At 72.6% G+C, this 22,918-nt stretch carries 22 protein-coding genes; 8 read left to right on the forward strand and 14 right to left on the reverse strand.

Translation table 11 applies throughout. The annotated features are described in order from the left end of the window. Together JW613_RS35000 and JW613_RS35005 are read right to left on the reverse strand one after the other, a co-directional pair. A partial coding sequence (locus JW613_RS35000) for a hypothetical protein (protein ID WP_209215235.1) occupies positions 1-263 on the reverse strand: 263 nt, incomplete at its 3' end. Positions 264-337: 74 nt separating this feature from the next. Further along, positions 338-1,507 carry a helix-turn-helix domain-containing protein gene (locus tag JW613_RS35005; RefSeq protein WP_209215253.1) on the reverse strand — a complete coding sequence of 390 codons (1,170 nt, stop codon included), beginning with the start codon at positions 1,505-1,507 and terminating at the stop codon, positions 338-340. 258 nt (positions 1,508-1,765) lie between these two features. Here JW613_RS35005 and JW613_RS35010 point away from each other — a divergent pair, with 258 nt between their 5' ends. Further along, a complete protein-coding gene (locus JW613_RS35010) occupies positions 1,766-2,113 on the forward strand; it encodes a hypothetical protein (RefSeq protein WP_209215236.1) in 348 nt (115 codons plus the stop codon). Positions 2,114-2,158: 45 nt separating this feature from the next. Here the strand turns inward: JW613_RS35010 and JW613_RS35015 are convergent, their stop codons facing one another. Together JW613_RS35015 and JW613_RS35020 are read right to left on the reverse strand one after the other, a co-directional pair. Then, entirely contained in the window at positions 2,159-4,210 is a 2,052-nt protein-coding gene (locus tag JW613_RS35015) for a bifunctional aldolase/short-chain dehydrogenase (protein WP_209215237.1), read from the reverse strand. Positions 4,211-4,362: 152 nt separating this feature from the next. Beyond that, on the reverse strand, positions 4,363-4,746 hold the full coding sequence (locus tag JW613_RS35020) for an ArsR/SmtB family transcription factor (RefSeq protein ID WP_209215238.1): 384 nt from the start codon (positions 4,744-4,746) through the stop codon (positions 4,363-4,365). A gap of 182 nt (positions 4,747-4,928) precedes the next feature. On the opposite strand from JW613_RS35020, the gene JW613_RS35025 reads away from it, so the two are divergent. Then, positions 4,929-6,224, forward strand: a complete 1,296-nt coding sequence (locus JW613_RS35025; RefSeq protein ID WP_209215239.1) for an MFS transporter — start codon at positions 4,929-4,931, stop codon at positions 6,222-6,224. An 11-nt stretch (positions 6,225-6,235) separates the two neighbouring features. On the opposite strand, the gene JW613_RS35030 is transcribed toward JW613_RS35025, so the two are convergent. Next, positions 6,236-6,940 carry a copper homeostasis protein CutC gene (locus tag JW613_RS35030; RefSeq protein ID WP_209215240.1) on the reverse strand — a complete coding sequence of 235 codons (705 nt, stop codon included), beginning with the start codon at positions 6,938-6,940 and terminating at the stop codon, positions 6,236-6,238. A 67-nt stretch (positions 6,941-7,007) separates the two neighbouring features. On the opposite strand from JW613_RS35030, the gene JW613_RS35035 reads away from it, so the two are divergent. After that, the gene (locus JW613_RS35035) at positions 7,008-7,856 is read left to right on the forward strand and encodes an HD domain-containing protein (protein ID WP_245226931.1); all 849 of its coding nucleotides are present in this window, start codon (positions 7,008-7,010) and stop codon (positions 7,854-7,856) included. Positions 7,857-7,943: 87 nt separating this feature from the next. Then, the gene (locus JW613_RS35040; RefSeq protein WP_209215241.1) at positions 7,944-9,269 is read left to right on the forward strand and encodes a Cmx/CmrA family chloramphenicol efflux MFS transporter; all 1,326 of its coding nucleotides are present in this window, start codon (positions 7,944-7,946) and stop codon (positions 9,267-9,269) included. A gap of 5 nt (positions 9,270-9,274) precedes the next feature. Here the strand turns inward: JW613_RS35040 and JW613_RS35045 are convergent, their stop codons facing one another. Then, positions 9,275-9,532, reverse strand: a complete 258-nt coding sequence (locus JW613_RS35045) for a DUF4031 domain-containing protein (protein ID WP_099882239.1) — start codon at positions 9,530-9,532, stop codon at positions 9,275-9,277. Positions 9,533-9,560: 28 nt separating this feature from the next. Beyond that, a complete protein-coding gene (locus JW613_RS35050; protein ID WP_209215242.1) occupies positions 9,561-9,968 on the reverse strand; it encodes a DUF8819 family protein in 408 nt (135 codons plus the stop codon). A gap of 191 nt (positions 9,969-10,159) precedes the next feature. Here JW613_RS35050 and JW613_RS35055 point away from each other — a divergent pair, with 191 nt between their 5' ends. The 3 genes from JW613_RS35055 (at position 10,160) to JW613_RS35065 (ending at position 14,188) form a co-directional block, all read left to right on the forward strand. Then, a complete protein-coding gene (locus JW613_RS35055) occupies positions 10,160-11,176 on the forward strand; it encodes a MurR/RpiR family transcriptional regulator (protein WP_209215243.1) in 1,017 nt (338 codons plus the stop codon). Positions 11,177-11,365: 189 nt separating this feature from the next. Further along, on the forward strand, positions 11,366-12,496 hold the full coding sequence (murQ, locus tag JW613_RS35060; protein WP_245226933.1) for an N-acetylmuramic acid 6-phosphate etherase: 1,131 nt from the start codon (positions 11,366-11,368) through the stop codon (positions 12,494-12,496). A gap of 69 nt (positions 12,497-12,565) precedes the next feature. Beyond that, positions 12,566-14,188: a PTS transporter subunit EIIC gene (locus JW613_RS35065; protein ID WP_209215244.1), complete on the forward strand. Its 1,623-nt coding sequence runs from the start codon at positions 12,566-12,568 to the stop codon at positions 14,186-14,188. 124 nt (positions 14,189-14,312) lie between these two features. Here JW613_RS35065 and JW613_RS35070 read toward each other — a convergent pair whose 3' ends face one another. Further along, positions 14,313-15,578 carry an MFS transporter gene (locus JW613_RS35070; RefSeq protein WP_209215245.1) on the reverse strand — a complete coding sequence of 422 codons (1,266 nt, stop codon included), beginning with the start codon at positions 15,576-15,578 and terminating at the stop codon, positions 14,313-14,315. Positions 15,579-15,706: 128 nt separating this feature from the next. Beyond that, positions 15,707-16,303, reverse strand: coding sequence for a TetR/AcrR family transcriptional regulator (locus tag JW613_RS35075; RefSeq protein WP_209215246.1), 597 nt, complete (start codon positions 16,301-16,303; stop codon positions 15,707-15,709). A 93-nt stretch (positions 16,304-16,396) separates the two neighbouring features. On the opposite strand from JW613_RS35075, the gene JW613_RS35080 reads away from it, so the two are divergent. Further along, positions 16,397-17,656 (forward strand): M20 family metallopeptidase, encoded by a 1,260-nt coding sequence (locus JW613_RS35080; protein ID WP_209215247.1) that lies wholly within the window; start codon positions 16,397-16,399, stop codon positions 17,654-17,656. Here the strand turns inward: JW613_RS35080 and JW613_RS35085 are convergent. The 5 genes from JW613_RS35085 to JW613_RS35105 all read right to left on the reverse strand — a co-directional run bounded on the left by JW613_RS35085 (position 17,634) and on the right by JW613_RS35105 (position 22,694). Continuing rightward, positions 17,634-19,331 (reverse strand): isocitrate lyase/phosphoenolpyruvate mutase family protein, encoded by a 1,698-nt coding sequence (locus JW613_RS35085; protein ID WP_209215248.1) that lies wholly within the window; start codon positions 19,329-19,331, stop codon positions 17,634-17,636. The two genes, JW613_RS35080 and JW613_RS35085, sit on opposite strands and share 23 nt — an antisense overlap. 91 nt (positions 19,332-19,422) lie before the next feature. After that, on the reverse strand, positions 19,423-20,262 hold the full coding sequence (locus tag JW613_RS35090; protein WP_209215249.1) for a MerR family transcriptional regulator: 840 nt from the start codon (positions 20,260-20,262) through the stop codon (positions 19,423-19,425). Between the two features lie 57 nt (positions 20,263-20,319). Then, positions 20,320-21,120: a VOC family protein gene (locus JW613_RS35095; protein ID WP_209215250.1), complete on the reverse strand. Its 801-nt coding sequence runs from the start codon at positions 21,118-21,120 to the stop codon at positions 20,320-20,322. Between the two features lie 304 nt (positions 21,121-21,424). After that, complete coding sequence (locus tag JW613_RS35100; RefSeq protein WP_209215251.1) at positions 21,425-22,054, reverse strand: sensor domain-containing protein; 630 nt, start codon at positions 22,052-22,054, stop codon at positions 21,425-21,427. 226 nt (positions 22,055-22,280) lie between these two features. Continuing rightward, positions 22,281-22,694 carry a hypothetical protein gene (locus tag JW613_RS35105; protein ID WP_209215252.1) on the reverse strand — a complete coding sequence of 138 codons (414 nt, stop codon included), beginning with the start codon at positions 22,692-22,694 and terminating at the stop codon, positions 22,281-22,283. Between the last annotated feature and the right edge of the window lie 224 nt (positions 22,695-22,918).

A 22,918-nucleotide genomic window follows, 5' to 3' on the forward strand; every position in this document is an offset into this window, starting at 1 on the left:
CCCCGGCTCTCCGCGATCCGCAGCACGTGCGCGAGGGCGGGCAGCACCCTCGCGAGCGCCAGCCGCAGCGCGAGGGCGCCTGCCGCGGGCTCCCCCAACACGGAGTGCGCCTCCGAGAGGGCCTGGTGCGCAGCGGCCAGTTGGCGCTCCTCCACCCGGTCCGCAAACGCCGCCACCACCCCTTCGGGGTCCCCGACCAGATAGCACGGCTTGCCCATGTCACTCACCCACGGCAGCAGCCGCATGTCTTCGTGCTTGTCCATAGCGGGACCGTAGAAGCGGCACGATGCGAGAAAGGGCACAGTTTGTGCCCCCTGGCACCGCCTGGTTCGTCCGCTCAGGCGGTCAGGAGTCCTACCCGGGTGGCGAGCTCACCGGCACGGCGGCGCCTGGTCGGGCTCTTGGCAGCGGTCTCCTCCAAGAGGATGCGCCGGGCGTAGCCGTTGTAGCGGACGGTCTCCGGGGCGGCGTCGTACGCCTGGGCCAGGGCGGTGAGGGATTCGTCGAGACGGCCGTCGAGTTGGTAGGCGCGGGCGCGTTCAACGTGGTGGCGGGCCCGACGGGGCCGGGACGGCAGGCCGAGGGTGTCGGCGCCGTGCGCCTGGCGCGCGCTCTCCCCGCCCATGTGCAGCTCGACCGCGACGGTTACGGCATGGGCGCCCATGACGGCACGGGAGAAGGACGTCACCGGGTGGAAGTAGGCGGCGGGAAGTCGCCGGGCCACGGCGTGGGCCGTGTCCCAGTAGTGCCAGGCGGTGCCGGTCTCGCCGCGGCGCGCAGCCGTGTATCCGGCCTCGAAACGGAGGGCACCGGCGATGGCGCGTACGTCGTCGTCCGCGTCGGGCAGCAGCGGCTCCAAATGCCGGAGCGTGGCGTGGGTGACCGCGTCCGCGGCATCGAAGTGGGCGTGCCCACTGTCCCGGTGGGCCTGCGCCGCCAGCCACGCGGCGACCCCGATCGCATGCGGGTCCTCGGACTCCTGCGCCGCCACCATGCCGCGCTCGACGGCACGCCACAACAGCGCGGAGTCGGGCTGGTAGGCGAGGAAGAACTGGCTGAGGGCGTACGTCTCGGCCAGCACCGATTGCGCGGCGCGGCGCTGGGCAGCGGTGTCGGCCTGGAGCACGGCGAGTTGGGCGTCCTCGATCAGCCCCGGGAGCAGCGCGCCGAGCACGTCGCGGTGGTGCGGAGCCGCATGTCGTGCCGCCCACGCCCGGGCCAGGCCCTCGCGCAAGTACGCCACACCGGGGGCCTCGCGGCTCCGGGCGCTGAAGGGGAAGGCGTCGATGGCTGCCCGCACCTCGGGCAGGCGGCGGTGCCCCGGGCCGGTGAACAAGGCTGTGGGCACGGTGCCCTCACCGGTCAGCTCGGCCAGGTCACCCACGCGCAGCACTTCGGCGATACGCAGCACCATGGGCAGCTTCGGCATCTGCAGCCGTCCGCCTTCGATCTGCTTCACCCAGCTCGCAGACCGCCCCAGCAGCCCGGCCAGCACCTCCCGGCTCATCCCACGCCGCACCCGCAGCACGCGGACCCGCTGTCCGAACGCCACCGGCTCGGTCTCACAACTCCCGCCCACCGCACCCACCCCTCTCAGCCGACCTCTCGTTCCAGCCTAGAGACTGCCTGCCCGGCACCGGGGCCGTCCGAACAACGTCCGAACGAGCGGGGCACGGGCTGATCAAGGGTGAGGGGTTCGTAGAGGTGGTGGGCGCGACGGGGACCGACCGGGGTACGCAGCGGCGCATGGCGCTATCGTGCGGGCATGAGCGCCCCGGGGAGCAACGACTACGAACGGCTCCAGCAGGACATGCTGCGGATGCGGACCTCCTCCCCGGCCGATCGGAGGGCTTTCCTCCGGCAGCAGAGGAACACCCCGCGCAACGCCCGGACGGTCACCATGCTGGTCGCGGTGGTGTATCTGGTCGGGGGGATCGGTCAGACGGTCAAGGGGGCGGCAGAGCACCAGTCGGGTCTCATCATCGCCGTCACCGTGGCCGCCACGGCATTGGCGGGCGTCATGTTCGAGCTGGGGCGGCGCGGTCGGACGCGGCTGGCCTTCGCCGTCTTCGTCGTCGGGATGATCGTCCTCTCGTTCGTCGGGGCCCTCTGACGCGCGCGGGGCCCTGCCCCTTCGCCGGGGCCCGGCCCCGGGCCGTCAGCGCAGAAATGCCGCGGCGACGCCCGCGTCCACCGGCACGTGCAGACCCGTCGTATGGGTCAGGTCGCCGCCCGTGAGGGCGAAGACGGCGGCGGCGACGTGTTCGGGCAGGACCTCGCGCTTGAGCAGGGTGCGCTGGGCGTAGAACTCGCCCAGTTTCTCCTCCTCCACGCCGTAGACGGCGGCGCGCTGGGCGCCCCAGCCGCCGGCGAAGATGCCGGAGCCGCGGACGACGCCGTCCGGGTTGACGCCGTTGACGCGGATGCCGTGTTCGCCCAGTTCGGCGGCGAGCAGCCGGACCTGGTGCGCCTGGTCCGCCTTGGTGGCGGAGTAGGCAATGTTGTGGGGGCCGGCGAAGACCGCGTTCTTGGAGGCGATGTAGACGATGTCGCCGCCCAGTTCCTGCGCCCGCATGAGCCGTGCGGCCTCGCGGGAGACGAGGAAGGAGCCGCGGGCCATGATGTCGTGCTGGAGGTCCCAGTCGGCGGCCGTGGTCTCCAGCAGGGGTTTGGAGAGGGAGATGCCCGCGTTGTTGACGACGAGGTCGGCGCCGCCGAAGGCGCGGGCCGCGGTGGCGAAGGCGGCTTCGATCTGCTGCTCCTCGGTGACGTCGACGGTGACGGGGACGGCCTTGTCCGGCCCGCCCAACTCCTCGGCGACGGCTGCCGCCTCGGGCCCGGCGCGGTCCGCGACCACCACGCAGGCGCCCTCCGCCGACAGCCGCCGGGCGATGGCCTTGCCGATGCCGGAGGCGGCCCCGGTCACCAGCGCGATCCGGCCCGCCAGCGGCTTGGGCGGCGGCATGCGCCGCAGCTTGGCCTCCTCCAGCGCCCAGTACTCGATGCGGAACTTCTCCGACTCCTCGATGGGCGCGTACGTCGAGACGGCTTCGGCGCCCCGCATCACGTTGATGGCGTTCAGATAGAACTCGCCCGCCACGCGTGCCGTCTGCTTGTCCTTGCCGAAGGAGAACATGCCGACGCCGGGCACGAGGACGATGCCGGGGTCGGCGCCGCGCATCGGGGGCGTGTCGGCGGTGGCGTGCCGGGTGTAGTAGGCGGCGTACTCCTCGCGGTAGGCGGCGTGCAGCTCGCGCAGCCGGTCGACCACCTCGTCGAGGGGCGCGGTGGCGGGCAGGTCGAGGACGAGGGGGCGGACCTTGGTGCGCAGGAAGTGGTCCGGGCAGGAGGTGCCGAGCGCGGCGAGCCTGGGGTGCTCGGCGCGGGAGAGGAAGTCGAGCACGGGCCCGGTGTCGGTGAAGTGGCCGACCTGGCGCAGGTCGGTGGAGGCGAGCCCGCGCAGTACGGGCGCCAACGCGGCGGCGCGCTCCCGGCGTTCGGCCTCGGGCAACGGCCGGTAGCCGTCGCCGAGCAGCGGTCCGAAGGGTTCCGGCGTGCCGCGCCGGGCCAGGAACTCCTCCGCCGTCCGGATCATCCACAGGGAGTTGCGCTCGCACTCCTCGGAGGTGTCGCCCCAGGCGGTGATGCCGTGGCCGCCGAGCACGACGCCGACCGCCTGCGGGTTGGCGTCCTTGACGGCGGCGATGTCGAGCCCGAGCTGGAATCCGGGGCGCCGCCAGGGCACCCAGACGACGCTGTCGCCGAAGCACTCGCCGGTCAGCTTCTCGCCGTCGGCCGCGCAGGCGAGGGCGATCCCGGAGTCGGGGTGCAGATGGTCGACGTGTGCCGCGTCCAGCAGGCCGTGCATGGCGGTGTCGATGGACGGCGCCGCGCCGCCCTTGCCGTGCAGGCAGTGGTCGAACGCGCCGACCATCTCGTCCTCGCGCTCGACTCCGGGGTAGGTGGCGGTGAGCGCGCGCAGCCGGTCCAGGCGGAGGACGGCCAGCCCGTCCTCGGTCAGGGTGCCCAGGTCGCCGCCCGATCCTTTGACCCACATCAGCTCGGCGGGCTGTCCGGTGACCGGGTCGGTGGCGCTGCCCTTGGCCGAGGCGTTGCCGCCCGCGTAGTTGGTGTTGCGCGGGTCGGCGCCGAGGGTGTGGGCGCGGTCGAGGAGGGCGACCACGGCGGGGTGGCGGGACGAGGAGGGCATGCGCTTCCTTCGGTGGCGGGCGGCGGCGACGGAACACCTCGTGAAACGGGTCGTAAGACGGGTCGTAAGACGGGTCGTAAGACTGCGTGAAACGATTCAAACGGCAAGCAGCAAGCTAGAGGGGGCCGTTGAGGCTGTCAACGGCTTCGGGCCTACTCGCAGGCCGGGGTCCAGTCGGCGATCAGCGCGAGAAGGCCGGGGAAGCGGGCTTGCAGATCCTCGATGCGGACCTGGTTGCGGCGGGAGGGGCCGTACTGGCGCTGCCGGACGAGGCCGGCCTCGCGCAGGGTGCGGAAGTGGTGGGTGAGCGAGGACTTGGGGCGGTCCAGCTCGAACCAGGTGCAGGTGTGGTCGAAGTCGACCGCCTCCAGCAGGAGCTTGCGCACCACGCCGATCCGCAGCGGATCGCTGAGCGCCGCCATCACCGCCTCCAGCCGGATCTCGTCCCGTGCGGGCTCGGGCAGCGGCTCGGGCAGCTGCACCCCGGGCGGGGGCGGCGGGATGCGGAAGTCCCGGGTGAGGGCCGCTTCACTCATCAGGTGGCCTCCTTCGACGGCGGGCGTGCGGGCACCGGAGCCGCACTCGCGGTGCGGTACGACGCGATCGGGAGTAGTACGAGTTGCATCGTACTACTCCCCCCTGGTACGAATTCTCTCGTACTACTTGTACGAGTCCACTCGTACACCCTCCGCGTCCTCCCCTGCCCAGGAGCTCCCGTATGCCCACGCCCTCCCCGCGCTGGATGTGGCTGGCCGCCTGGCCCGTCGTCGCCGTACTCGCGCTGTCCAACGAACCCGCGCCGCTCTACGTCCTGTGGCAGGACCGGATCGGCTTCTCCGCCGCCACCCTGACGGCGATCTACGCCTTCTACATCGCCGGACTCCTGGGCACCCTCACCGTCGCGGGCACCCTCTCCGACCGCTTCGGCCGCAAGCCGGTACTGCTGCCCGGACTGGCGCTCGGCCTGCTCGCCTCCGCGATGTTCGCGACCGCGCACTCGGTGCCCGTGCTCCTCGCCGCGCGGCTGCTGAGCGGTATCGCGGTCGGCGCCTTCCTCTCCGCCGGAATGGCAGCGGTCTCCGACCTCGCGGACCGTACACAGAAGCGAACCGCCGGGCTCATCGCCTCGTCCTCGATGGTCGGCGGCGCCGCCGTCGGGCCGCTGCTGGCGGGCCTGCTGTCCGAGCTGGCGCCGGGGCCCTCGGTGACCGTCTTCCTGCTCCAGCTCGGACTGCTGCTGGCCGCGCTCGTGGTCGTCCTGCGGATGCCGCTGCCGCGCCGGGCACCCGGAGCCGCCCCCGCCGCCCCGCAGCGCTGGGTACGCATCCCGTCGGCGCCACGCGCCAACCGGCGTCAGCTCCTGCTCGGCCTCGCCGTCTTCGCCCCCGCTATCGCGGCCACCGGATTCGTGCTGTCGCTGGGCCCCACCCTGCTCGCCGACCTGCTGCACACCAGCAGCCGGATACTCTCCGGCGCGACCATCTTCGTCCTGTTCGCCGCCGCGACGGCGATCCAGTTCGCCGCGCGGGGACTGCGGGTGAGGACCGACCTGCTGACGGGCGCCGCACTGACCGTGGCGAGCATGGCCGCGCTCGTGCTCGCGGTCCGCACCACCTCGGTCACCGCGCTCGTCACCTCGGCCGTGCTCGCCGGGCTCGGCCAGGGCCTGACCCAGCTCGGTGCCCTGACCATGCTCAGCTCCAACGTTCCCGCCGGGCGCCTCGCCGAGGCCAACGCGGCCCTGACCGCGGGCGGCTACCTGCTGGCCGGCGCCCTCCCGGTGGCCGCGGGCGCGCTCAGCGACGTCACCTCGCTCAACACCGCCACCGCCCTGTTCGGCGCGACGGTCGCCGCGCTGTCCCTGGCAGGCGCTACGGCGGTGCTGCGCGGGCGGAACGGGACCGGCGGTGGCGACGGTGCGCCCGGTGGCGACGGCCCGCGCGGTGTCGTCGTCCGGGCGCGGCACGTGCGGTTGCCCTCGGCGGTGCGGGGTTCGCAGGCCGAGGCCCGCTGAGCGGGGCCGGCTCAGTCCCCGTCCAGGGCCCGGCGCCACGTGCGCACCGCCGTCGGTTCGACCGGGGCGCTCCAGCCCCGGGGGCGGGCCGCGCCGCCGATGTGGAAGGCATCGATGCCCGCGCGGAGCAGCCCGGGTACGTGGTCGAGGGCCAGACCGCCCCCGACCAGCAGCCGGGGGGCGTAGCCGGGTTCGCGGGCCGCGGTACGGGCGGCCTCGGTGAGCAGCGTGGCGAAGCCCGCGCCGACCCCGTCCGGTGAGCCCGCGGTGAGGTAGGTGTCCAGGCCGGGCAGCTCCGCGAGCTGCTTGCGGAGGGCGTCCCGGTCGGCGGCCCGGTCGAGGGCGCGGTGGAACGTCCAGCGGCACCCCGGGACGGCGGCGGTGACGGCCTCGATCGCGGGCAGGTCCGCCTGTCCGGCCTCGTCGAGGAAGCCGAGGACGAACTCCTCGGCGCCGGCCGCCCGCAGCGCGGCACCGCGGGCGCACAGCTGCTCGATCCCGGCGTCTCCCCCGGCGCTGAAGCCGTCGGCGAGCCGCAACATCACCCGAAGGGGGATGTCGACGGCGTCCCGGACGGCGGCGAACGTCTCCGCGGAAGGGGTGAGCCCGTCGGCGGCCATGTCGGTGACCACCTCAAGGCGGTCCGCTCCTCCGGCCTGTGCGGCAGCCGCGTCCTCCGCGCTGAGCGCCACCACCTCGAGAATTGGTCTAGACATGCGCAACAGAGTGCCACACGGCGGGGAGCGCTGGAAGACGGCGCTCCCGTCGGACGACAATTGCCCGATGTCGACAACACAGCCCCCACCCGACGGCCGACCGGCGGGCGGGGCGACGAGTGAGGCGGGCCGGGCGGCCGAGGCGACGCACCGGGCCCTGCTCGAACGCTGGAACGCGCTGCTGGTCAGTGCCCGTGACGGCGCCGAGGGACCCGATCCGACCCCGTACGGGGAAGATCTCCTCGGCCGCTGGGCCGAACCCCACCGCCGCTACCACTCCACCGCCCATCTGCGGACCGTTCTCGACCGCGTCGACGAACTGGCCGCGCATCTCACCCCCGGCGAGCCGGGCGGGCAAGCACCCGCCGCCGAAAGCACCGCGTCCGGCGCCACGTCCGGTGCGGCAGTCGGTGCCGCGTCCGGCAGCGCCCCGGGCTCCGACCTGGGCGCCGACCTGGGCGCCGACCTGGACGCCGTGCGACTCGCCGCCTGGTTCCACGACGCCGTCTACCGCCCCGACCGCAGCGAGAACGAGGAGCGCAGCGCCCGCCTCGCCGAACGTGCGCTGCCCGAGGCGGGGGTGGCGCAGGCGCGCACCGCCGAGGTGGCACGCCTGGTCCGGCTGACCGTCAGCCACGACCCCGCCCCCCGCGACCTCGACGGCGAACTGCTCTGCGACGCCGACCTCGCCGTCCTGTCGGGCACCCCCGAGCAGTACGCGCACTACGCCGCCGAGATCCGCCAGGAGTACGCCTTCGTCCCCGACGCCGCCTTCCGCGAGGGCCGCAGCACCGTCCTCCACCAACTCCTCGGCCTGCCGCACCTCTACCGCACCCCGTACGCCCGCACCCACTGGGAGCCCGCGGCCCGCCACAACCTGACCACGGAGCTGCGGCTGCTGCAGGCTCAGCCGTAGCTGTGGCGAAGTGCTCGGGCCGTGCGACTGGTTGACCGGTCGGGCCCGGTGGGAATACCCGGGCGCGGACAGCCGGTTGCGGCAGACATGGCTGGGGATCTCGCGCAGGGCGAAGCGGTCGGCGGACGGATTCCGGTCGCCGTGTATGTGCTGGGGCTGTCCGTCTTCGCGCTGGGGACCTCCGAGTTCATGCTCTCGGGCATCCTGCAGCCGCTGGCACGGGACCTGGGGGTGTCGATCCCCCAGGCCGGGCTGCTGGTCTCGGCGTTCGCCGTGGGCATGGTGGTGGGGGCGCCCGTACTGGCCGCGGCCACGCTGAGGTTGCCGCGCCGTACGACGCTGATCGCGCTGCTGGCCGCTTTCGTGCTGGGCCACGTCGTGGGGGCGCTGGCGCCCACGTACGAAGTGCTGTTCGTCTCGCGGATCGTCAGCGCACTGGCGTGTGCCGGGTTCTGGGCGGTGGGCTCGGCTGTCGCCGTCTCACTGGTGCCGGAGAACGCGCGGGCCCGCGCCATGGCGATCATGGTGGGCGGGCTCGGTGTCGCCAATGTCGCGGGGGTGCCGGCGGGGTCGTTCCTGGGCCAGCAGGCCGGGTGGCGCGCGGCGTTCTGGGCGGTCGCGGCGCTGGCGGCCCTCGCGGTGGTCGGCGTACTGGCGTCGGTGCCGGACACCCCGGTGCCGACGGGTGCCCATGCCCCCGACCTCCGGCGGGAGCTGCGGATCTACCGCGACAAGCAGGTGTGGCTCGCGCTGGTGACCATCGCGCTGAACGCGGGTGCCGTCTTCGCGCTCTTCTCCTACCTCGCGCCGCTGCTCACCGAGGTGGCCGGGCTGCCCGAGAGCTGGGTGCCCAGCGTGCTGGCCCTGTTCGGCCTCGGCGGGCTGATCGGCACGGTGATCGGCGGCCGCATCGCGGACGCGCATCTGTTCGGCACGATGTACGGCGGCATCAGCGCTTCAACCGCCGTGCTCACCGCGCTGGCGCTGCTGGCCGAGTACCGCTGGGCGGCGATCGCGCTGGCCCTGATGCTCGGCGTCACGGCCTTCACCACCGGCCCCGCACTGAACGCCCGGATGTTCAACGCCGCCGACGCGGCCCCGACCCTGGCGGGCGCGACGGCCACGGCCTCGTTCAACATCGGCAACACGGTGGGCCCCTGGGTGGGCGGCCTGGCCATCTCCGCCGGGTGGGGGTACGCGGCGGTCGCCTGGGTCGGCGCTGCCATGGCGGCGGCCGCCGTGCTGACGACGGCCGTCTCCTCCCGGGTGCACGCCCGCTCCCGGCTCGTCACCGCGTCCGCCGGGCCGGGGCTGCGCTCGGTTCCCGGCGCGACGGCGCCCGGCGCGACGGCGCCCGCCGCGACGGACGTGACCGGCGGTGCCGGGGCGGGCGGGAGACGCCCCGGGGACTGAGTCGGTCAGCGCTTGCGGCGGCGCAGTCCCGCGTTCGTCAGGTGGCCGAGCAGTTCCTTGGAGCCGACCGGGACCGCTCCGGCCTCCACCGCGGTGTCGTACAGCGTCGAGGGCACGTCGTAGTGGTCCCCGTCGAAGGCCCGCGGCGGGCACCCGATGCCCGCCGCGAACGCGTGGAGTTCCTCGTACGAGACATCGCTCACCAGGTGCGACCACAGGCGGCCGTGCCCCGGCCAGATCGGCGGATCGATGTAGACGGTCACCCGGAGGGCTCCGCCCGGTGCCCCGCGCTCACAGCTTGCCGCTCAGATAGCCGACCCGGGCCACCACCGTGGAGGTCTTGCCGCACACCCAGTGCGGCTCGACGCCCAGCTCGGGTTCGACGTCGAGCGCGTGCGGATCGGAGCCGACGCACACGGGGCAGACGGGCCAGCGCCCGTACCGCTCCAGCAGCGAGTCCTGCACGTCCTGCGCCACCAGGCCGTCGACGAAGGCCACGCCCTCCGGCCACTGTCCGACCCACCAGCGCCGGTGGGCGACCGCCTCCTCGACCAGCGAGACGATGTCGGCCTGCGCGACGTCGCCGGCCTCCAGGTCGGCGAGGATCAGGGCGCGGGCCGTGTGCAGCGCCCGCTCCAAGGCGTCCTGGCGGCCCTCGTCGCCGGGACCCGGGTCGGATGCGGATTCCTTCGGTGCCATACCTCCATTGCACCACTGCACTCCCGGCCGGCTCACAGCTCACACCGGCGGACCCCGGCGGACGCCAGCTCGCCGAACCGGTGGACCGGCGCGCGGATTCGGGCTCGGCTCGCGGACCCGGGGCTCGGCTCGCGGACCGGCGCGCCGCGGCGGGCATTGACGGGTAACCGATACGAAAATATCTTTCAGCTGTGAGCAGTGACCTGAAGGAAAATTTCGCCTTCCGTCCGGGTCGTCGGACGCCAGGGCCGGGCGCCCAGCCCCCGGCCCCCCGCTCAGCGGGCGAGACCGGCGACAGCACCCCCTCCTCCCGGGCCGCCAACCGCCCGGGGCCCACCGCACTCGCGGCCAAGGTCCGCACCATGGCGCCGTCGATGACCCGTTCGATGCAACGCGTCGCCGAAGCCGTCGCCGGCGACCCGGCGGGCTGCGCCCAACTCACCGTCACGGGGCTCGCCGAACGCACGGGCACCAGCGAGGCCACCGTGGTGCGCACCTCCCGGCTCCTCGGCTATCCCGGCTACCGCGACCTGAGGCTCGCGCTCGCGGGGCTCGCCGCGCAACAGGAGTCCGGTGCGGCCCCCGCGGTGACGGCCGACATCGTCGTCGACGACCCGATTGCCGACGTCGTGGCCAAACTGGCCGCCGACGAGCAGCAGACCCTCGCGGACACCGCAGCCGGGCTCGATGTCGCGCAGGTCGAGGCGGCTGTCGCCGCGATGGCGTCGGCCCGGCGCATCGATGTGTACGGCGTCGGCGCCTCGGGGCTCGTCAGCCAGGACCTGGCGCAGAAGCTGCTGCGCATCGGCATGGTGGCGCACAGCCATGTGGACCCCCACCTGGCCGTCACCAACGCCGTCCAGCTGCGGGCGGGCGATGTCGCGCTCGCCATCACCCATTCGGGGCGGACGGTGGACGTCATAGAACCGCTGCGGGTCGCCTTCGACCAGGGTGCGACGACCATCGCGATCACCGGCCGCCCGGACGGCGAGGTCGCCCAGTACGCCGACCACGTACTGACGACCTCCACGGCACGCGAGAGCGAGTTGCGACCGGCGGCGATGTCCAGCAGGACGAGCCAGCTCCTCGTGGTGGACTGCCTGTTCATAGGGGTGGCCCAGCGCACGTACGAGACGGCGGCGCCCGCGCTGTCCGCCTCCTACGAAGCGCTGGCGCACCGCCACTCCCCCAGGCCGCGCACCCGCTGAGCCCCCGGCCGACCGGCCACCCATCCGGTCGGCCCCCGGCCACGGCGCGCCCGTCGCGACGTCCCCTCGCCGACGGCGACGCATCCGCCGAAGGCCCCGCCGAGCGCGCCGTGACGCCGCACCGGCCGCACGTGCCGCGTCACGGCCCACCGGACCCCGCCGCCCTGAGCCACAGAAAGCGCGCCTCCCATGACCACCTCACAGTCCGCCACCTCACAGCCCGCCACCTCGCAGCCCGGCACCGCGCAGGCCCGTACCGCCAAGGCCCGTACCGCCAAGGCCGGCACCGCGCAGACCGGTTCCGCGCAGCAGCACGGTTCCGGCCATGACCAGCTGCGCCAGCAGTTGGACACGCTCACCACCGAGGCGTTCCGCAGCGAGCTGGCCGAGATCGACCAGCTGCCCACGCTCGACATCGCGAAGATCATGAACGGTGAGGACAGCACCGTCCCCGGCGCCGTCGCCGCCCGACTGCCCGAGATCGCGGCGGCGATCGACGCCATCGCGGAGCGGATGGCGCGCGGCGGCCGGCTCCTCTACGCCGGGGCGGGCACGGCCGGGCGGATGGGGGTGCTGGACGCCAGCGAGTGCCCACCCACCTTCAACACGGCCCCCGGCCAGGTCACCGGGGTGATCGCGGGCGGCCCCGGCGCGATGGTGAACTCGGTCGAGGGCGCCGAGGACAGCGCCGAGGCCGCTGCGGCCGACCTGGCCGCGCTCGGCCTGAGGGCTGACGACACGGTGGTCGGCATCTCGGCGTCCGGCCGTACGCCCTTCGCCGTCGGCGCCGTCGAGTACGCGCGCTCCCGTGGGGCGCTCACGGTGGGGCTGGCCTGCAACGAGGGATCGGCACTGGCCGCCGCCGCCGAACACGGCATCGAGGTCGTCGTCGGACCCGAGCTGCTGACCGGCTCCACCCGGCTCAAGGCCGGTACGGCGCAGAAGCTCGTACTCAACATGCTCTCCACCATCACCATGATCCGGCTCGGCAAGACCTACGGGAATCTGATGGTGGACCTGCGCGCCTCGAACGAGAAGCTGCGGGCCCGCTCGCGGCGCATCGTCTCGCTGGCGACCGGCGCGCCGGACGAGGAGATCGAGGCGGCACTGGCGGCCACCGACGGCGAGGTCAAGGCGGCGATCCTCACCGTCCTCGGCGGAGTCGACGGCCCGACGGCGCAGCGGCTGCTCGCCGACTCGCACGGCCACCTGCGCGCGGCGCTGCGGTGCGCCACCGACGCACCCGGCAGCGCACCCACCGACGCGCCCACCGACGCGCCCGGCGGTACCCCCGGTGGCACACCCGGCGGGGCCGCGTAGGCACAGCAGCACCACCCACCCCCCACAGCAACCGCACCATGGCACCACTCAAAGAAGAGCGACCGCACCATGAGCACAGACAGCACCAAGGCAAAGCCTGAGGGCAACTCCGACAGACAGCTCGCCGAGGCGATCCTCCCCCTGGTGGGAGGCGCCGCGAACGTCACCTCCGTCAGCCACTGCATGACGCGGATGCGGCTCGGCCTCGCCGACCGCTCCCGCGTCCAGGACGAGCCCCTCAAGGCTCTTCCCGGAGTGCTGGGCGTGGTGGAGGACGACACGTACCAGATCGTGCTCGGGCCGGGCAAAGTCGCCCGGATCACACCCGAGTTCGAGGCGCTGGTCGAGGCGGAGGCCGAGGCGGCACGGGACCGGGCCACAGCCCAGGTCGCCGCCGGGCAGACCGCCGGTGACCCCGCCGGTGATCCCGCCGGAGCGCCCAGGACGGCCGACGAGCTGGCGGCGGAGGGCGCGGCGATCCGCGCCGCCCGCAAGGAGAAGAACGCGACACCGGTGAAGCTGATGCTGCGCCGTGTCGCCAACATCTTCGTACCGCTCATCCCCGCACTGATCGGCTGCGGCATCGTCGCGGGCATCAACGGCCTGTTCACCAACGCGGGCTGGCTCCCGGCGCTCACCCCCGCGCTGGCGGCGATCGCGAGCGGCTTCATGTCGCTGATCGCGGTCTTCGTCGGGCTGAACACCGCCAAGGAGTTCGGCGGCACCCCGGTACTGGGCGGCGCCGCGGCAGCCGTCATCGTCTTCCCCGGGGTCGCGGACGTCTCGGCGTTCGGTCAGAAGCTGGCCCCCGGGCAGGGCGGTGTGCTGGGCGCACTGTTCGCCGCGCTGCTGGCGGTCTATGTGGAGAAGGCCTGCCGCCGCCTCGTACCGTCCGCCGTCGACGTACTCGTCACGCCCACCGTGACGGTGCTGGTCGCCGGACTGGTCACGCTGTTCGGACTGATGTACGTGTGCGGCGAGATCGCCACCGGCATCGGACACCTCGCCGACTGGCTGCTCCAGCACGGCGGAGCAGCGGCCGGATTCGTACTGGGCGGACTCTTCCTGCCACTGGTGATGCTGGGACTGCACCAGGCCCTCATCCCCATCCACACCACACTGATCGAGCAGAGCGGCTACACCGTGCTGCTGCCCATCCTCGCGATGGCCGGCGCCGGCCAGGTCGGCGCGGCGGTCGCCATCTACCTGCGGCTGCGCCGCAACACCTCGATCCGCAAGACCATCCGCTCCGCGCTCCCGGCCGGCTTCCTCGGCGTGGGCGAACCGCTGATCTACGGCGTCTCGCTGCCGTTGGGCCGCCCCTTCATCACGGCGTGCGTGGGTGGTGCCTTCGGCGGCGGGGTCGTGGGCCTTTTCTACCAACTGGGCACCTCGGTCGGCTCCACCGCCATCGGCCCCTCCGGCTGGGCGCTCTTCCCCCTGCTCAAGGGCGACCAAGGGCTGGGGGCCATCGCCGCGATCTACGGCCTGGGGCTGGCCGCCGGATATCTGGTCGGCTTCGTGGCGACCTACTTCTTCGGCTTCAGCAAGCAGATGCTGAGCGAGCTGAACGCGCCGACTGAGACCGAGACCGCAGTCGGCAAGGGCACCTCTCCCGAGCCGCCGCACCCGGGGAGCCCGGAGCCCAGTCCGGCCCCCGCACCTGCGGGTGGCCCCGGTTCACTCGTATGAGCTGAGCACCGCGTGGCAGGCCCCGGTCGCGCCGGGGGCTGCCACGCGGCTCCGGGCACGGCCGGTCGACCCGACCCCGGGTGCGGCCGGTCGGCAAGGCTCCGCCCCGGCCGCGCCCCCGGGCTCAGCCGACCTTCACCGCGGAGCGGCTCGTCTCCTCGCCCGCTCCCTCGCCCGCCTCCGCGACCGCCGCGGCCGGGGCGCTGCCTGCCGGCCGGTCGGCGACCGGCTGCCGAGCCGGGCGGCGACCGCTCCGCAGATCCGGTAGCAGGCTGACGACGCCCAGCGCGGCCATGCCCACCCCGATCCACACCGGGGAGACCAGCCCGAAGTGCGGGATGGCGAGGCCACCGAGCGCGGAGCCGATGATGATGCCGAGCGTGATGAACGACGAGTGGACGGTGTTGACCAGCGGGCCGGTGTTGCCCACCCGCTGGACGCGAGCGGCCATGGCCGGGTTCATGGTGACGCCGACCAGTCCGATGGCCAGCATGAAGACGACGGCGCCGACGGGGGCCTCGGCCAGCAGCGCGAAGGCGGCGAGGAAGATCCCGAGGCTGATCAGCCCGGTCAGCAGGACCGCGAGGGTGTGCCGGTCGGCGAGGCGGCCGACGATCGCATTGCCGATCAGGTTGGCGGCGCCGTACGCCACGAGCAGCAGCGGCACGCTGCCGGTCGAGAAGCCGGAGATCTCGGTCAGGATCGGGTTGAAGTAGCTGAACGCCGAGAACGTCGCCCCGATCACCAGGGTGCTGGTGGCCAGCACCAGCCACAGCTTCGGATTGCGGAAGACGCCCAGTTCCCGGCGCAGACCGCCGCCCGCGCCGCTCCCGCTGCCCTGCCGTTCGACGTTCGGCGCCCACACCAGCGTGGCCGCTGCGGCCAGCAGGGTCATCACGGTGACGGCCCAGAACGCGGCGCGCCAGCCGTACCGTTCGCCGATGAAGGTGGACAGCGGCAGTCCCAGAAGCGTGCCGAGCATCAGTCCGTTGAGCGCCACGGACACGGCACGCCCGGCCAGTTCGGGCCGGACCAGCCGCACGCTGAGGGAGATCGACGTGCCCAGGAACGCGGCGGAGGCGGTCCCGGCGACGACCCGTGCGACGAGCATCACCGCGTAGCTGGAGGCGGTGGCGGCCAGGACATTGCCGATCAGGAAGATCCCGAACAGCAGCAGCAGCGCCTGCTTGGGCCGCAGTCGGAGCACTCCGGCGGCGAGGAACGGCCCGCCGACGGTCATCGCGGCGGCGAACGCGGTGACCAGGTAGCCGACCTGTGAAACGGTGACGTCCAGCCCGTCCCCGATCTGCGGCATCAGCCCCGCCACCAGGAACTCGCTGGTGACCATGGAGAAGATCCCCGCGGCCATGAGATAGACGGTCAGTGGCATCCGTGACTCCCCGAGTACGTCCGGTGGTGCGCCCACCGGCTGTGATGGATGGATCCGTTATGGATGGATCAGTACAAAACTTGCCCAGCAAAGAGCCGCAGGAGCACGCACTCCCGCGGCTGTCGGTGTCAACGCCGAAGCGCACTCACCGCCGTTGCGGCGATCCCCTTCAGCGCCGGGCGGTCAGCACCACCCTGCGCGGAGACCCGCATACCGCCGATGACGGCGTTCACAAAGCGGGCGAGCGCCTCCGGCTCACGGTCGGCAGTGATCTCGCCGGCCTGCTGCCCCGCCTCGACCGCGGCCCGCAGCGCGTCGAGCCGCACCCGCAGATCCCGGGTCAGCACCCGGTCGACCTCCGGGTCCCGCGCCGCCAGCTCCACCGTGGTGTTGACGGACAGGCAGCCGATGCTCCGCCCCGCCCACCGCTGCTCGAATTCCTGCTCGATGATCCTCTCGAACAGCGCCTCGATCCGCTCCAGCGCGGACCGCTCGACATCCTCCAGAATCTCCAGCTGTTGCGCAGTCATGGCATCGACGTACCGGGCCAACGCCCGCTGGAACAGGTCGTGTTTGCTGCTGAAGGTGTTGTAGATGCTGCTGCGCCCCAGACCGGTCGCCTCGCACAGGTCCTGGGTCGAGGTGGCTTCGTACCCCTTCTCCCAGAAAGCGCGCATCGCCGCATCCAGGGCCCGCTCCTCGTCGAACAGTCTCGGCCGGGCCATGCGCAGCACGGTAGCACGGTTATGGACTCAACGTTCCAATACATTGCCGGGCCATCGGGCGCGACGGATCCCCCGGCGCGCCACCATGTGTGCATGAGCGACGAGAAACGGCAGGTCACCGAGACAGCTGCGGGCCCCCAGGAGCGTACGGAATCCGTGGTGTGGCTCGCCCAGGAACTGATCCGACACCCCAGCCGGGCCGGACTCGACAACTACGGCCCTGTCCTGCGCGTGGTGGAGGAGTGGCTGTCCGCCCACGGCCTGCCCCATCGCCGTCTGTACGGCGGCACCGGCGACACCGGCGACGCCAGTGCCGCCAGTGCCGCCGGTAACGACGCCGGGAAGCCCGCAGGGCTGCTCGTGGAGCTGCCCGGGGGCCGGCCGGGCCCCTGGTGGACACTCGACGCCTGCCTGGACACCGCCCCGTACGGCGACGAGAACGCCTGGTCCTTCCCACCGGCCTGCGGCGACGTCGCCGACGGCTGGCTGCTGGGACGCGGCGCCGCCGACTCCAAGCTCGCCGCGGCCATGTTCTGCCACCTCGCCGCCGACCTGCTGCCCCGTACCGACGCCCTGCACGGCGGACTCGCCGTGCTGTTGGACGTCGACGAACACACCGGCCGCTTCGGCGGCGCCCGCGCCTACCTCGCCGACCCCACCGCCGCCCGCCCGGCCGGAGTGATGATCGGCTACCCCGGAGCGACCGAGGTGGTGGTCGGCGGTCGCGGCCTGTGGCGGGCCACCCTCGCCGTACACGCCCCCGCCGGACACTCCGGAGCACGCCGGAAGGTGGTCGGTGCGATCTCCCGCGCCGCCCACCTCGTACGCCTCCTCGACGCGGCCGAACTGACCGCCGCCGGCGCCGATCCGCACTTCCCGCTGCCACCGAAGCTGTCCGTGACCTCCTTCCACGGCGGCCACGGCTTCTCCGTGACACCCGACCTGTGCGAAGTGAACGTCGACGTACGCACCACCCCCGGCTTCGCCGCCCACGACGCCGAAACCCTCGTCCGTGAGATCGCCGCCCGCCTCGACGCCGAACTGCCCGCCCCCCGACCGACGGACATCACCCCCGTGGCCGACTGGCCACCCTTCCGCCTCACCGAGGACGAGCAGCCCGCCCGCGCGCTGCTGCACGCCGCCGCCGACGCCGGGTTCGCCGTACGACCGAAGACCGCGGGGCCGTCGAACATCGGCAACCTGCTGGCGGGCGAGGGAATCCGGGCGACCGCCGGTTTCGGGGTGCCGTACGAAGGGCTGCACGGCATCGACGAACGCGCCCACCTGGCCGAACTGCCCCGGGTCTTCGCCGCCTACCGCCAAGCCGTGCTCAGCCTTCTCCAGGCGCACTGAACGCCTGCACCTCGGCGTAGGAGGGAGCCGCGCCGGTGACGTGCGCGGGGTCCCGGCCGTCCCGCACGGCTCGCGCCGCCGCCACCGCCGCGCCCAGCGCCGTGCGGTAGAGCAGCGAACCGAGACTGACCCGCCGCACACCCAGCGCCGCCAACTCCGACACGGTGGGCCCGGCAGGCGTGTAGAGGATGTTGAGCGGCACGTCGAGACGCGCGGCCAGCGCACCGATCCCCGCCGGATCCGACAACCCCGGTACGAACACCCCGTCCGCACCCGCCTGCTGGTACGCCGCGAGCCGACGCTCCGTCTCGGCCTGCCGACAGCCCAACCAATAGGTGTCGGTACGCGCGTTGACGAACAGCCCGGGCACCGCCGCCTTGATCGCCGCGATCTTCGCCATGTGCAGCTCGACGGGGGAGAGAGCGCCGTCCTCGCGCCCGTCCTCGATGTTGATACCGGCCGCACCCGCAGCCCACAACTGCCGAGCCAGCTCCGCCACCCGCCCGGGATCGTCGCTGAAGCCGCCCTCGGCGTCCACGGTGAACAGCAGGCCACCATCGCCCAGTTGCCGCGCCAACGCCACCGTGGCCGCGGCGGTGGCAGCCGCCCCGTCCGGCAGCCCGGCCGCGGCGGCAACACCGAGACTGGTGGTGCCCACCGCCTCGAAACCGTCCGCCACCAGAGCAGCCGCCGACGCGTGATCCCACGCGTTGGGCAGAAGCAGCGGCGCGTCCCGGTGGTGCAGCCGCGCGAAGGCGGTACGCGGCTCCCGCTCCAGGAGGCCCGCAGCCAGCCCCAGTGCGTGCTCCCGACCGGGGCACTCCCGTGGCGGAGCCCCGAAGGCGAGCGGCACCTCCGAGCCGGGCGGAAGCTGCGCCGAGCCACCCGCCGCGCGGGCTGCTCCCCCGGGGCCCACCCGGTCCTCGCGGCTCGCCGCGACGATGTCCAGCACCACCACGTCCCCCTCGGCGATCTCGCGCCCCGCGACCTGGGTGCCGCGAATCGCGACCCGCCGCATCACCCGCACCGGGGGATCGCGGCGCAGCGTCTCCGCCAACAGCTCCCCCACCGGCCGGTCGGGAGCCGCAGCCGTTGCCGAAGCCGCCGCTCCAGCTGCTGCGTGACGTACCAGCGCTGCCGTGGCCTCGCACGCCTGCACAAGGAGACAGATACGGCTCGCGACCACCTCCAACTCGTCCTCTCCCCCGGCCTCCCCCGCCAGCAGCTCCACCAACTCGGCCACCGCCGCGTCGGCGGCCGGATCCGTACCGCCGAAGTAGACCCCGGCCACCACCGCGACCGCCTCCGCCACCGCCTGCGGCTCCGGCAGCCCCAACGCCTCGGCGAGGGTCCGCACCACCCGGATCCGCACCTCCTCGCCGACCGCATCCGGCCCCGCCGCCACCGCCCGCCGCAGCTCCGCCGGATCCACGCGGCGCAACTCGGCCTCCACCAGCGCACGGCGCCGCGCATGGCTCTCCCCGGAGCAGAACCGGGACACCGAGGCACGCAGCCAGGCCACCGACGCGCCCCGCCCCGAGCTCTCGCCCGGTTCGAGCAGGGGGTGCCGCCCACGCCCCTCGTCCACGGGCGGCAGCTCCGGCACCAGATGGGGGTCGGCAAGCGCGGCCCGCACATCCGCACTTCGGTCGAGCTCGTGCACGGTTCGTGTCATGCTTCGGACGCTAGGCTCCGGACGCTTCGGCTGCGGCCGAAGCGTCCGGAGCACGAGCCGGACCCGACGCGTCCCGCCCCCTCCCATCGGCTCAGCCGACTGCCCGTACCACCGGCTCCTGGAGCTCCGTCACCCACTGCTCCGGACCGCCCTCGCAGGAGAGCAGCAACTCACGCGGATAACCGGCGGAGCGGTAGCCGTTGGCCTCGATCCAGGTGGCCAAGGTCTGCAGCGCGGGCATGACGTCGTCCATGGGGCCGTGGTGCACCAACGTGGCCGCCGTCTCGACCTCCGGAAGGTCCACCACCTGGAACTCCCCGGACCCTGGAGCTTCGGCCTCCGGCGCCACCTGCACCGCCGCATGCACCAGGACGCTGTCCTCGTCGTCCCCCGGCCCCTTCTCGTAGTAGGCCAGCCCCAGCCCCGTCGGCTTCACACCCGCCCTCTCCAGACGCGGGAACAACTCCCCGTACAGGGGCTTGATCACCGGCCCGATCGACTCCGGCCCCGCCCGGTCGGCGACCCCCGACAACTCCGCCACCCGCACTTTCGGCAGCCGCTTGACCACCACGTCCTCGGAACCCATGTGTCCCTCCCTCTCGATCAGCCGAAGACGCGCCCCCACCTGTGCGAGCCGTGCGGCGTCGGCTTCCATCGCCGCCCGCAGCTCCACCTGCCGCAGCCGCAGCATCCCCCGCAGCTCCTCGACGCTGATCCGCTGGTCGATGATCTCCCGCACCTGCTCCAGCGTGAAGCCAAGCTCTTTGAGCGCGATGATCCGATTCAGCCGGGACAGCTGCGCCGCCGCGTAGTAGCGATAGCCGGTGTACGGGTCCGTACGAGCGGGCCGCAGCAGCCCGACCGCGTCGTAGTGACGCAGCATCCGCACCGACACCCTGCCGTGGGTCGCGAAGTCTCCGATGGTGAACATGACTCCCCCACTTCACGACCTCACACGGTGTGAGGGTCAATCCCCGCCTGCCGCTCGTCACCCCATGTTCGGATCTCCCTTGATCAACGCGAAGGGTGCGCCCGCCGGATCCCGGAGCATCGCGAGCCGCCCCACACCGGGCGCGTCCGTCGGCGGGATCAGCACCTTCGCCCCGGCGCCGGTGGCCCGGGTGCACGTCGCATCGCAGTCCTCCGTCGCGAAGTACGGATGCCACTCCGAGGTCGATCCGGCGCTCAGGTTCTCCTGCGGGAGCTGCATGATGCCGCCCTGCCCGGTGTCGCCCTCCGTACCGCCACCGGGCGACGACACCACCGAGTAGACCAGGTCGTCACCCATCGACATGTCCTCGTAGGACCAGGAGAACACCGCCGTGTAGAAACCCTTCGCCGCTGCCGCATCTGTGGTGTACAGCTCCGTCCAGCACAGCGTCTCCGGCTCCATGACCACTTCCAGCCCCGCGGTTTCCGCCGGCTGCCACACGGCGAAGTCCGCGCCGGTCGGATCCGTGAACTGTGCCAGGCGCCCCGCGGTGAACACATCCATCGGCTCGGCCCGTACGGTGCCACCCGCCCGCTCCACCTGGGCACGGGTCGCGTCCGCGTTCTGCGTGTGGAAGTACGTCGTCCAGGCCGGGCTCGCCCCCTCCTCCATCAGCGGGCCGACGGCGGCGACGGTCTTGCCGCCGCGCTGGAAGAACCCGTACCCCCCGGCTTCCGGTCCCGCCGACTGGAACTGCCAGTCGAAGACGCTGGTGTAGAAGGCGACGGCGGCGTCCACATCGGGTGCGCCGAAGTCGAGCCAGTTGGGGGTGCCGGGAACGAAGTCGGTCGTCAGCATGCGGATCCTCCGACGGACGGGGCTGGGTATTGCGTGCTGTGCGGTGCCTCCGGGCGCTGCCTGCGTACCTGCTCCTCCTGCGTACGGTGCCTGCTGCCTGCTGCCTGCTGGGCGTACAGGACTCGCTGGAGGTGGTGTGTGCGGGCCGTACACCCGGCGCTGCGAGGGGTGCCCGCCCGTCGCAGCTGCCCGCTGCCTCAGGATGGCAGCAGTTCGGCCGGCGCGCCGCTCGAGCGCCCACTCCCTCCCCCGGGCCCCGTCTGACCAGGCCCCGAGCCCCGGGGCCCCGGGCCGCAGGTCCGCGTCACAGCTCGCCCCGGCGCAGCAGGACGCGCCCCAGGCTTGCCTGCACCACCGTGAGCCCCCGCACCACCGGCACCGTTGTGAGCAGCAGGAACACACCGATCGCGGTGTTGAAGGCGATGTCGGGACCCCGCCCCGTTATCCCGAAGGCCAGATCCATCAGGCCGTCCTTCCCGTCGTCGCGGGGGAGCGACCAGGACCACAGCCCATAGGTGAGCTCGCCGAGCCCGCCCACCAGCCAGGTGACTGCGAGGGAGAAGGTCACCACCCGGAGGGGGAAGGCGAGTACCGCGTGTGCCAGCTCCCGCCACGCCTGCGGATCACGCACGATCTTCCAGCGTCCGCCGCCGCTCCCCTTCTCCGGCGAAGCCGGTTCCCGGCGACGGTGCGGAAGAGGGCGGCCGGTGACAGCGGCTATGTGGTCCGCCTCGACACGAGCCAGATACCGGGCCATGGACAGTGTTCCGGCCAGCACCGGCAGGCCGAGGACGATGACGAGCGTCGAGACACCGAGCGCGAAGCCCGTCACCATCAAGACGAACGCGGCGATGCCCATCGGCAGCCCCGAGAGGAGATACCCCACCTCCCGGCCGAAGCGCCCCCCGCCACGGGCGCCGGAGACCGTCGGCATCGGTGCAGAAAGCGCGGAGGGGGAAGGGGAAGGGGAGGGCCGACCGGGCTGTACGTGCGTCGTCGTTGTCATGTGTCCACTGTCGCCCGACCGCGAGCCCGAACCCATACCGCTGGGGCCCGAACTCGGGGTGTATCTAGCACTACCCCGTGTTCGGGCCCCAGCGGTACGTACAGCACGCGTACGGTCAGCGGATGCGCATACCGTCAGCCGGACGCGCACACCGTCAGTGGACGGTCACCGTCACCGGATTCGAGGGCTCACCCGCGATCATCGTCCGGACCTGGTTCACGCCCTTGATACCGAGCTTGACGCGCATCGAGTAGTCCAGTGAACGGTTGACGATCGATGTCCCCGGCAGCGTCTTCCACTTGCCGCGCTGCTTCTGCTGGAGGTGCACGGTCGTCCCCGCCTTGATCCCGGTCACCTTCCCGCGCAACCGGAACTCCTCCCACTGCTTCACATGTTCCCGGTCCGCAGTGACGGTGTTGGTCTTGGCCCTGGGATCGGCCTGGACCGAGGTGTCGGCAGTCGCGGTGGGTTCGCTGGTCGTCGCGGTCGCTGTCGCAGCACCCACCCCGATCAGCCCGACGGTCATGACACCGGCAACGGCAGTACGGAGACGGAAGGTTGCGGCCATGGTGTGCGTCCTCTTCTCGTGCGTTCGGTGTACTTGGCCCGCCAACAGCGGTACACCAGCGGGCATTTCAGGCATCCCCACCTGATGACCCGAATACTCCACAGAACAGACGAGCGGACATTGAGAAGAAGGAGCGGATATATGCGAAGGAGCGGGTGGGAGGTGGTGTTCCTCCCGCCCGCTCCTGTTCGCATGCGCGGTGGTGTTGTGTGTGGTGTTGCGGG

Origin of the sequence: Streptomyces smyrnaeus (assembly GCF_017676345.1) — a bacterium.
In the GTDB taxonomy this organism is placed as follows: Bacteria; Actinomycetota; Actinomycetes; order Streptomycetales; family Streptomycetaceae; genus Streptomyces; species Streptomyces smyrnaeus.

Bases quoted from the DNA above. Each gene is read 5' to 3' on its own strand.
- JW613_RS35005 (WP_209215253.1), bottom strand. From the start codon at position 1,507: ATGAGCCGGGAGGTGCTGGCCGGGCTGCTGGGGCGGTCTGCGAGCTGG.
- JW613_RS35010 (WP_209215236.1), top strand. From the start codon at position 1,766: ATGAGCGCCCCGGGGAGCAACGACTACGAACGGCTCCAGCAGGACATG.
- JW613_RS35015 (WP_209215237.1), bottom strand. From the start codon at position 4,210: ATGCCCTCCTCGTCCCGCCACCCCGCCGTGGTCGCCCTCCTCGACCGC.
- JW613_RS35020 (WP_209215238.1), bottom strand. From the start codon at position 4,746: ATGAGTGAAGCGGCCCTCACCCGGGACTTCCGCATCCCGCCGCCCCCG.
- JW613_RS35025 (WP_209215239.1), top strand. From the start codon at position 4,929: ATGCCCACGCCCTCCCCGCGCTGGATGTGGCTGGCCGCCTGGCCCGTC.
- JW613_RS35030 (WP_209215240.1), bottom strand. From the start codon at position 6,940: ATGTCTAGACCAATTCTCGAGGTGGTGGCGCTCAGCGCGGAGGACGCG.
- JW613_RS35035 (WP_245226931.1), top strand. From the start codon at position 7,008: ATGTCGACAACACAGCCCCCACCCGACGGCCGACCGGCGGGCGGGGCG.
- JW613_RS35040 (WP_209215241.1), top strand. From the start codon at position 7,944: ATGGCTGGGGATCTCGCGCAGGGCGAAGCGGTCGGCGGACGGATTCCG.
- JW613_RS35050 (WP_209215242.1), bottom strand. From the start codon at position 9,968: ATGGCACCGAAGGAATCCGCATCCGACCCGGGTCCCGGCGACGAGGGC.
- murQ (WP_245226933.1), top strand. From the start codon at position 11,366: ATGACCACCTCACAGTCCGCCACCTCACAGCCCGCCACCTCGCAGCCC.
- JW613_RS35065 (WP_209215244.1), top strand. From the start codon at position 12,566: ATGAGCACAGACAGCACCAAGGCAAAGCCTGAGGGCAACTCCGACAGA.
- JW613_RS35070 (WP_209215245.1), bottom strand. From the start codon at position 15,578: ATGCCACTGACCGTCTATCTCATGGCCGCGGGGATCTTCTCCATGGTC.
- JW613_RS35075 (WP_209215246.1), bottom strand. From the start codon at position 16,303: ATGGCCCGGCCGAGACTGTTCGACGAGGAGCGGGCCCTGGATGCGGCG.
- JW613_RS35080 (WP_209215247.1), top strand. From the start codon at position 16,397: ATGAGCGACGAGAAACGGCAGGTCACCGAGACAGCTGCGGGCCCCCAG.
- JW613_RS35085 (WP_209215248.1), bottom strand. From the start codon at position 19,331: ATGACACGAACCGTGCACGAGCTCGACCGAAGTGCGGATGTGCGGGCC.
- JW613_RS35090 (WP_209215249.1), bottom strand. From the start codon at position 20,262: ATGTTCACCATCGGAGACTTCGCGACCCACGGCAGGGTGTCGGTGCGG.
- JW613_RS35095 (WP_209215250.1), bottom strand. From the start codon at position 21,120: ATGCTGACGACCGACTTCGTTCCCGGCACCCCCAACTGGCTCGACTTC.
- JW613_RS35100 (WP_209215251.1), bottom strand. From the start codon at position 22,054: ATGCCGACGGTCTCCGGCGCCCGTGGCGGGGGGCGCTTCGGCCGGGAG.
- JW613_RS35105 (WP_209215252.1), bottom strand. From the start codon at position 22,694: ATGGCCGCAACCTTCCGTCTCCGTACTGCCGTTGCCGGTGTCATGACC.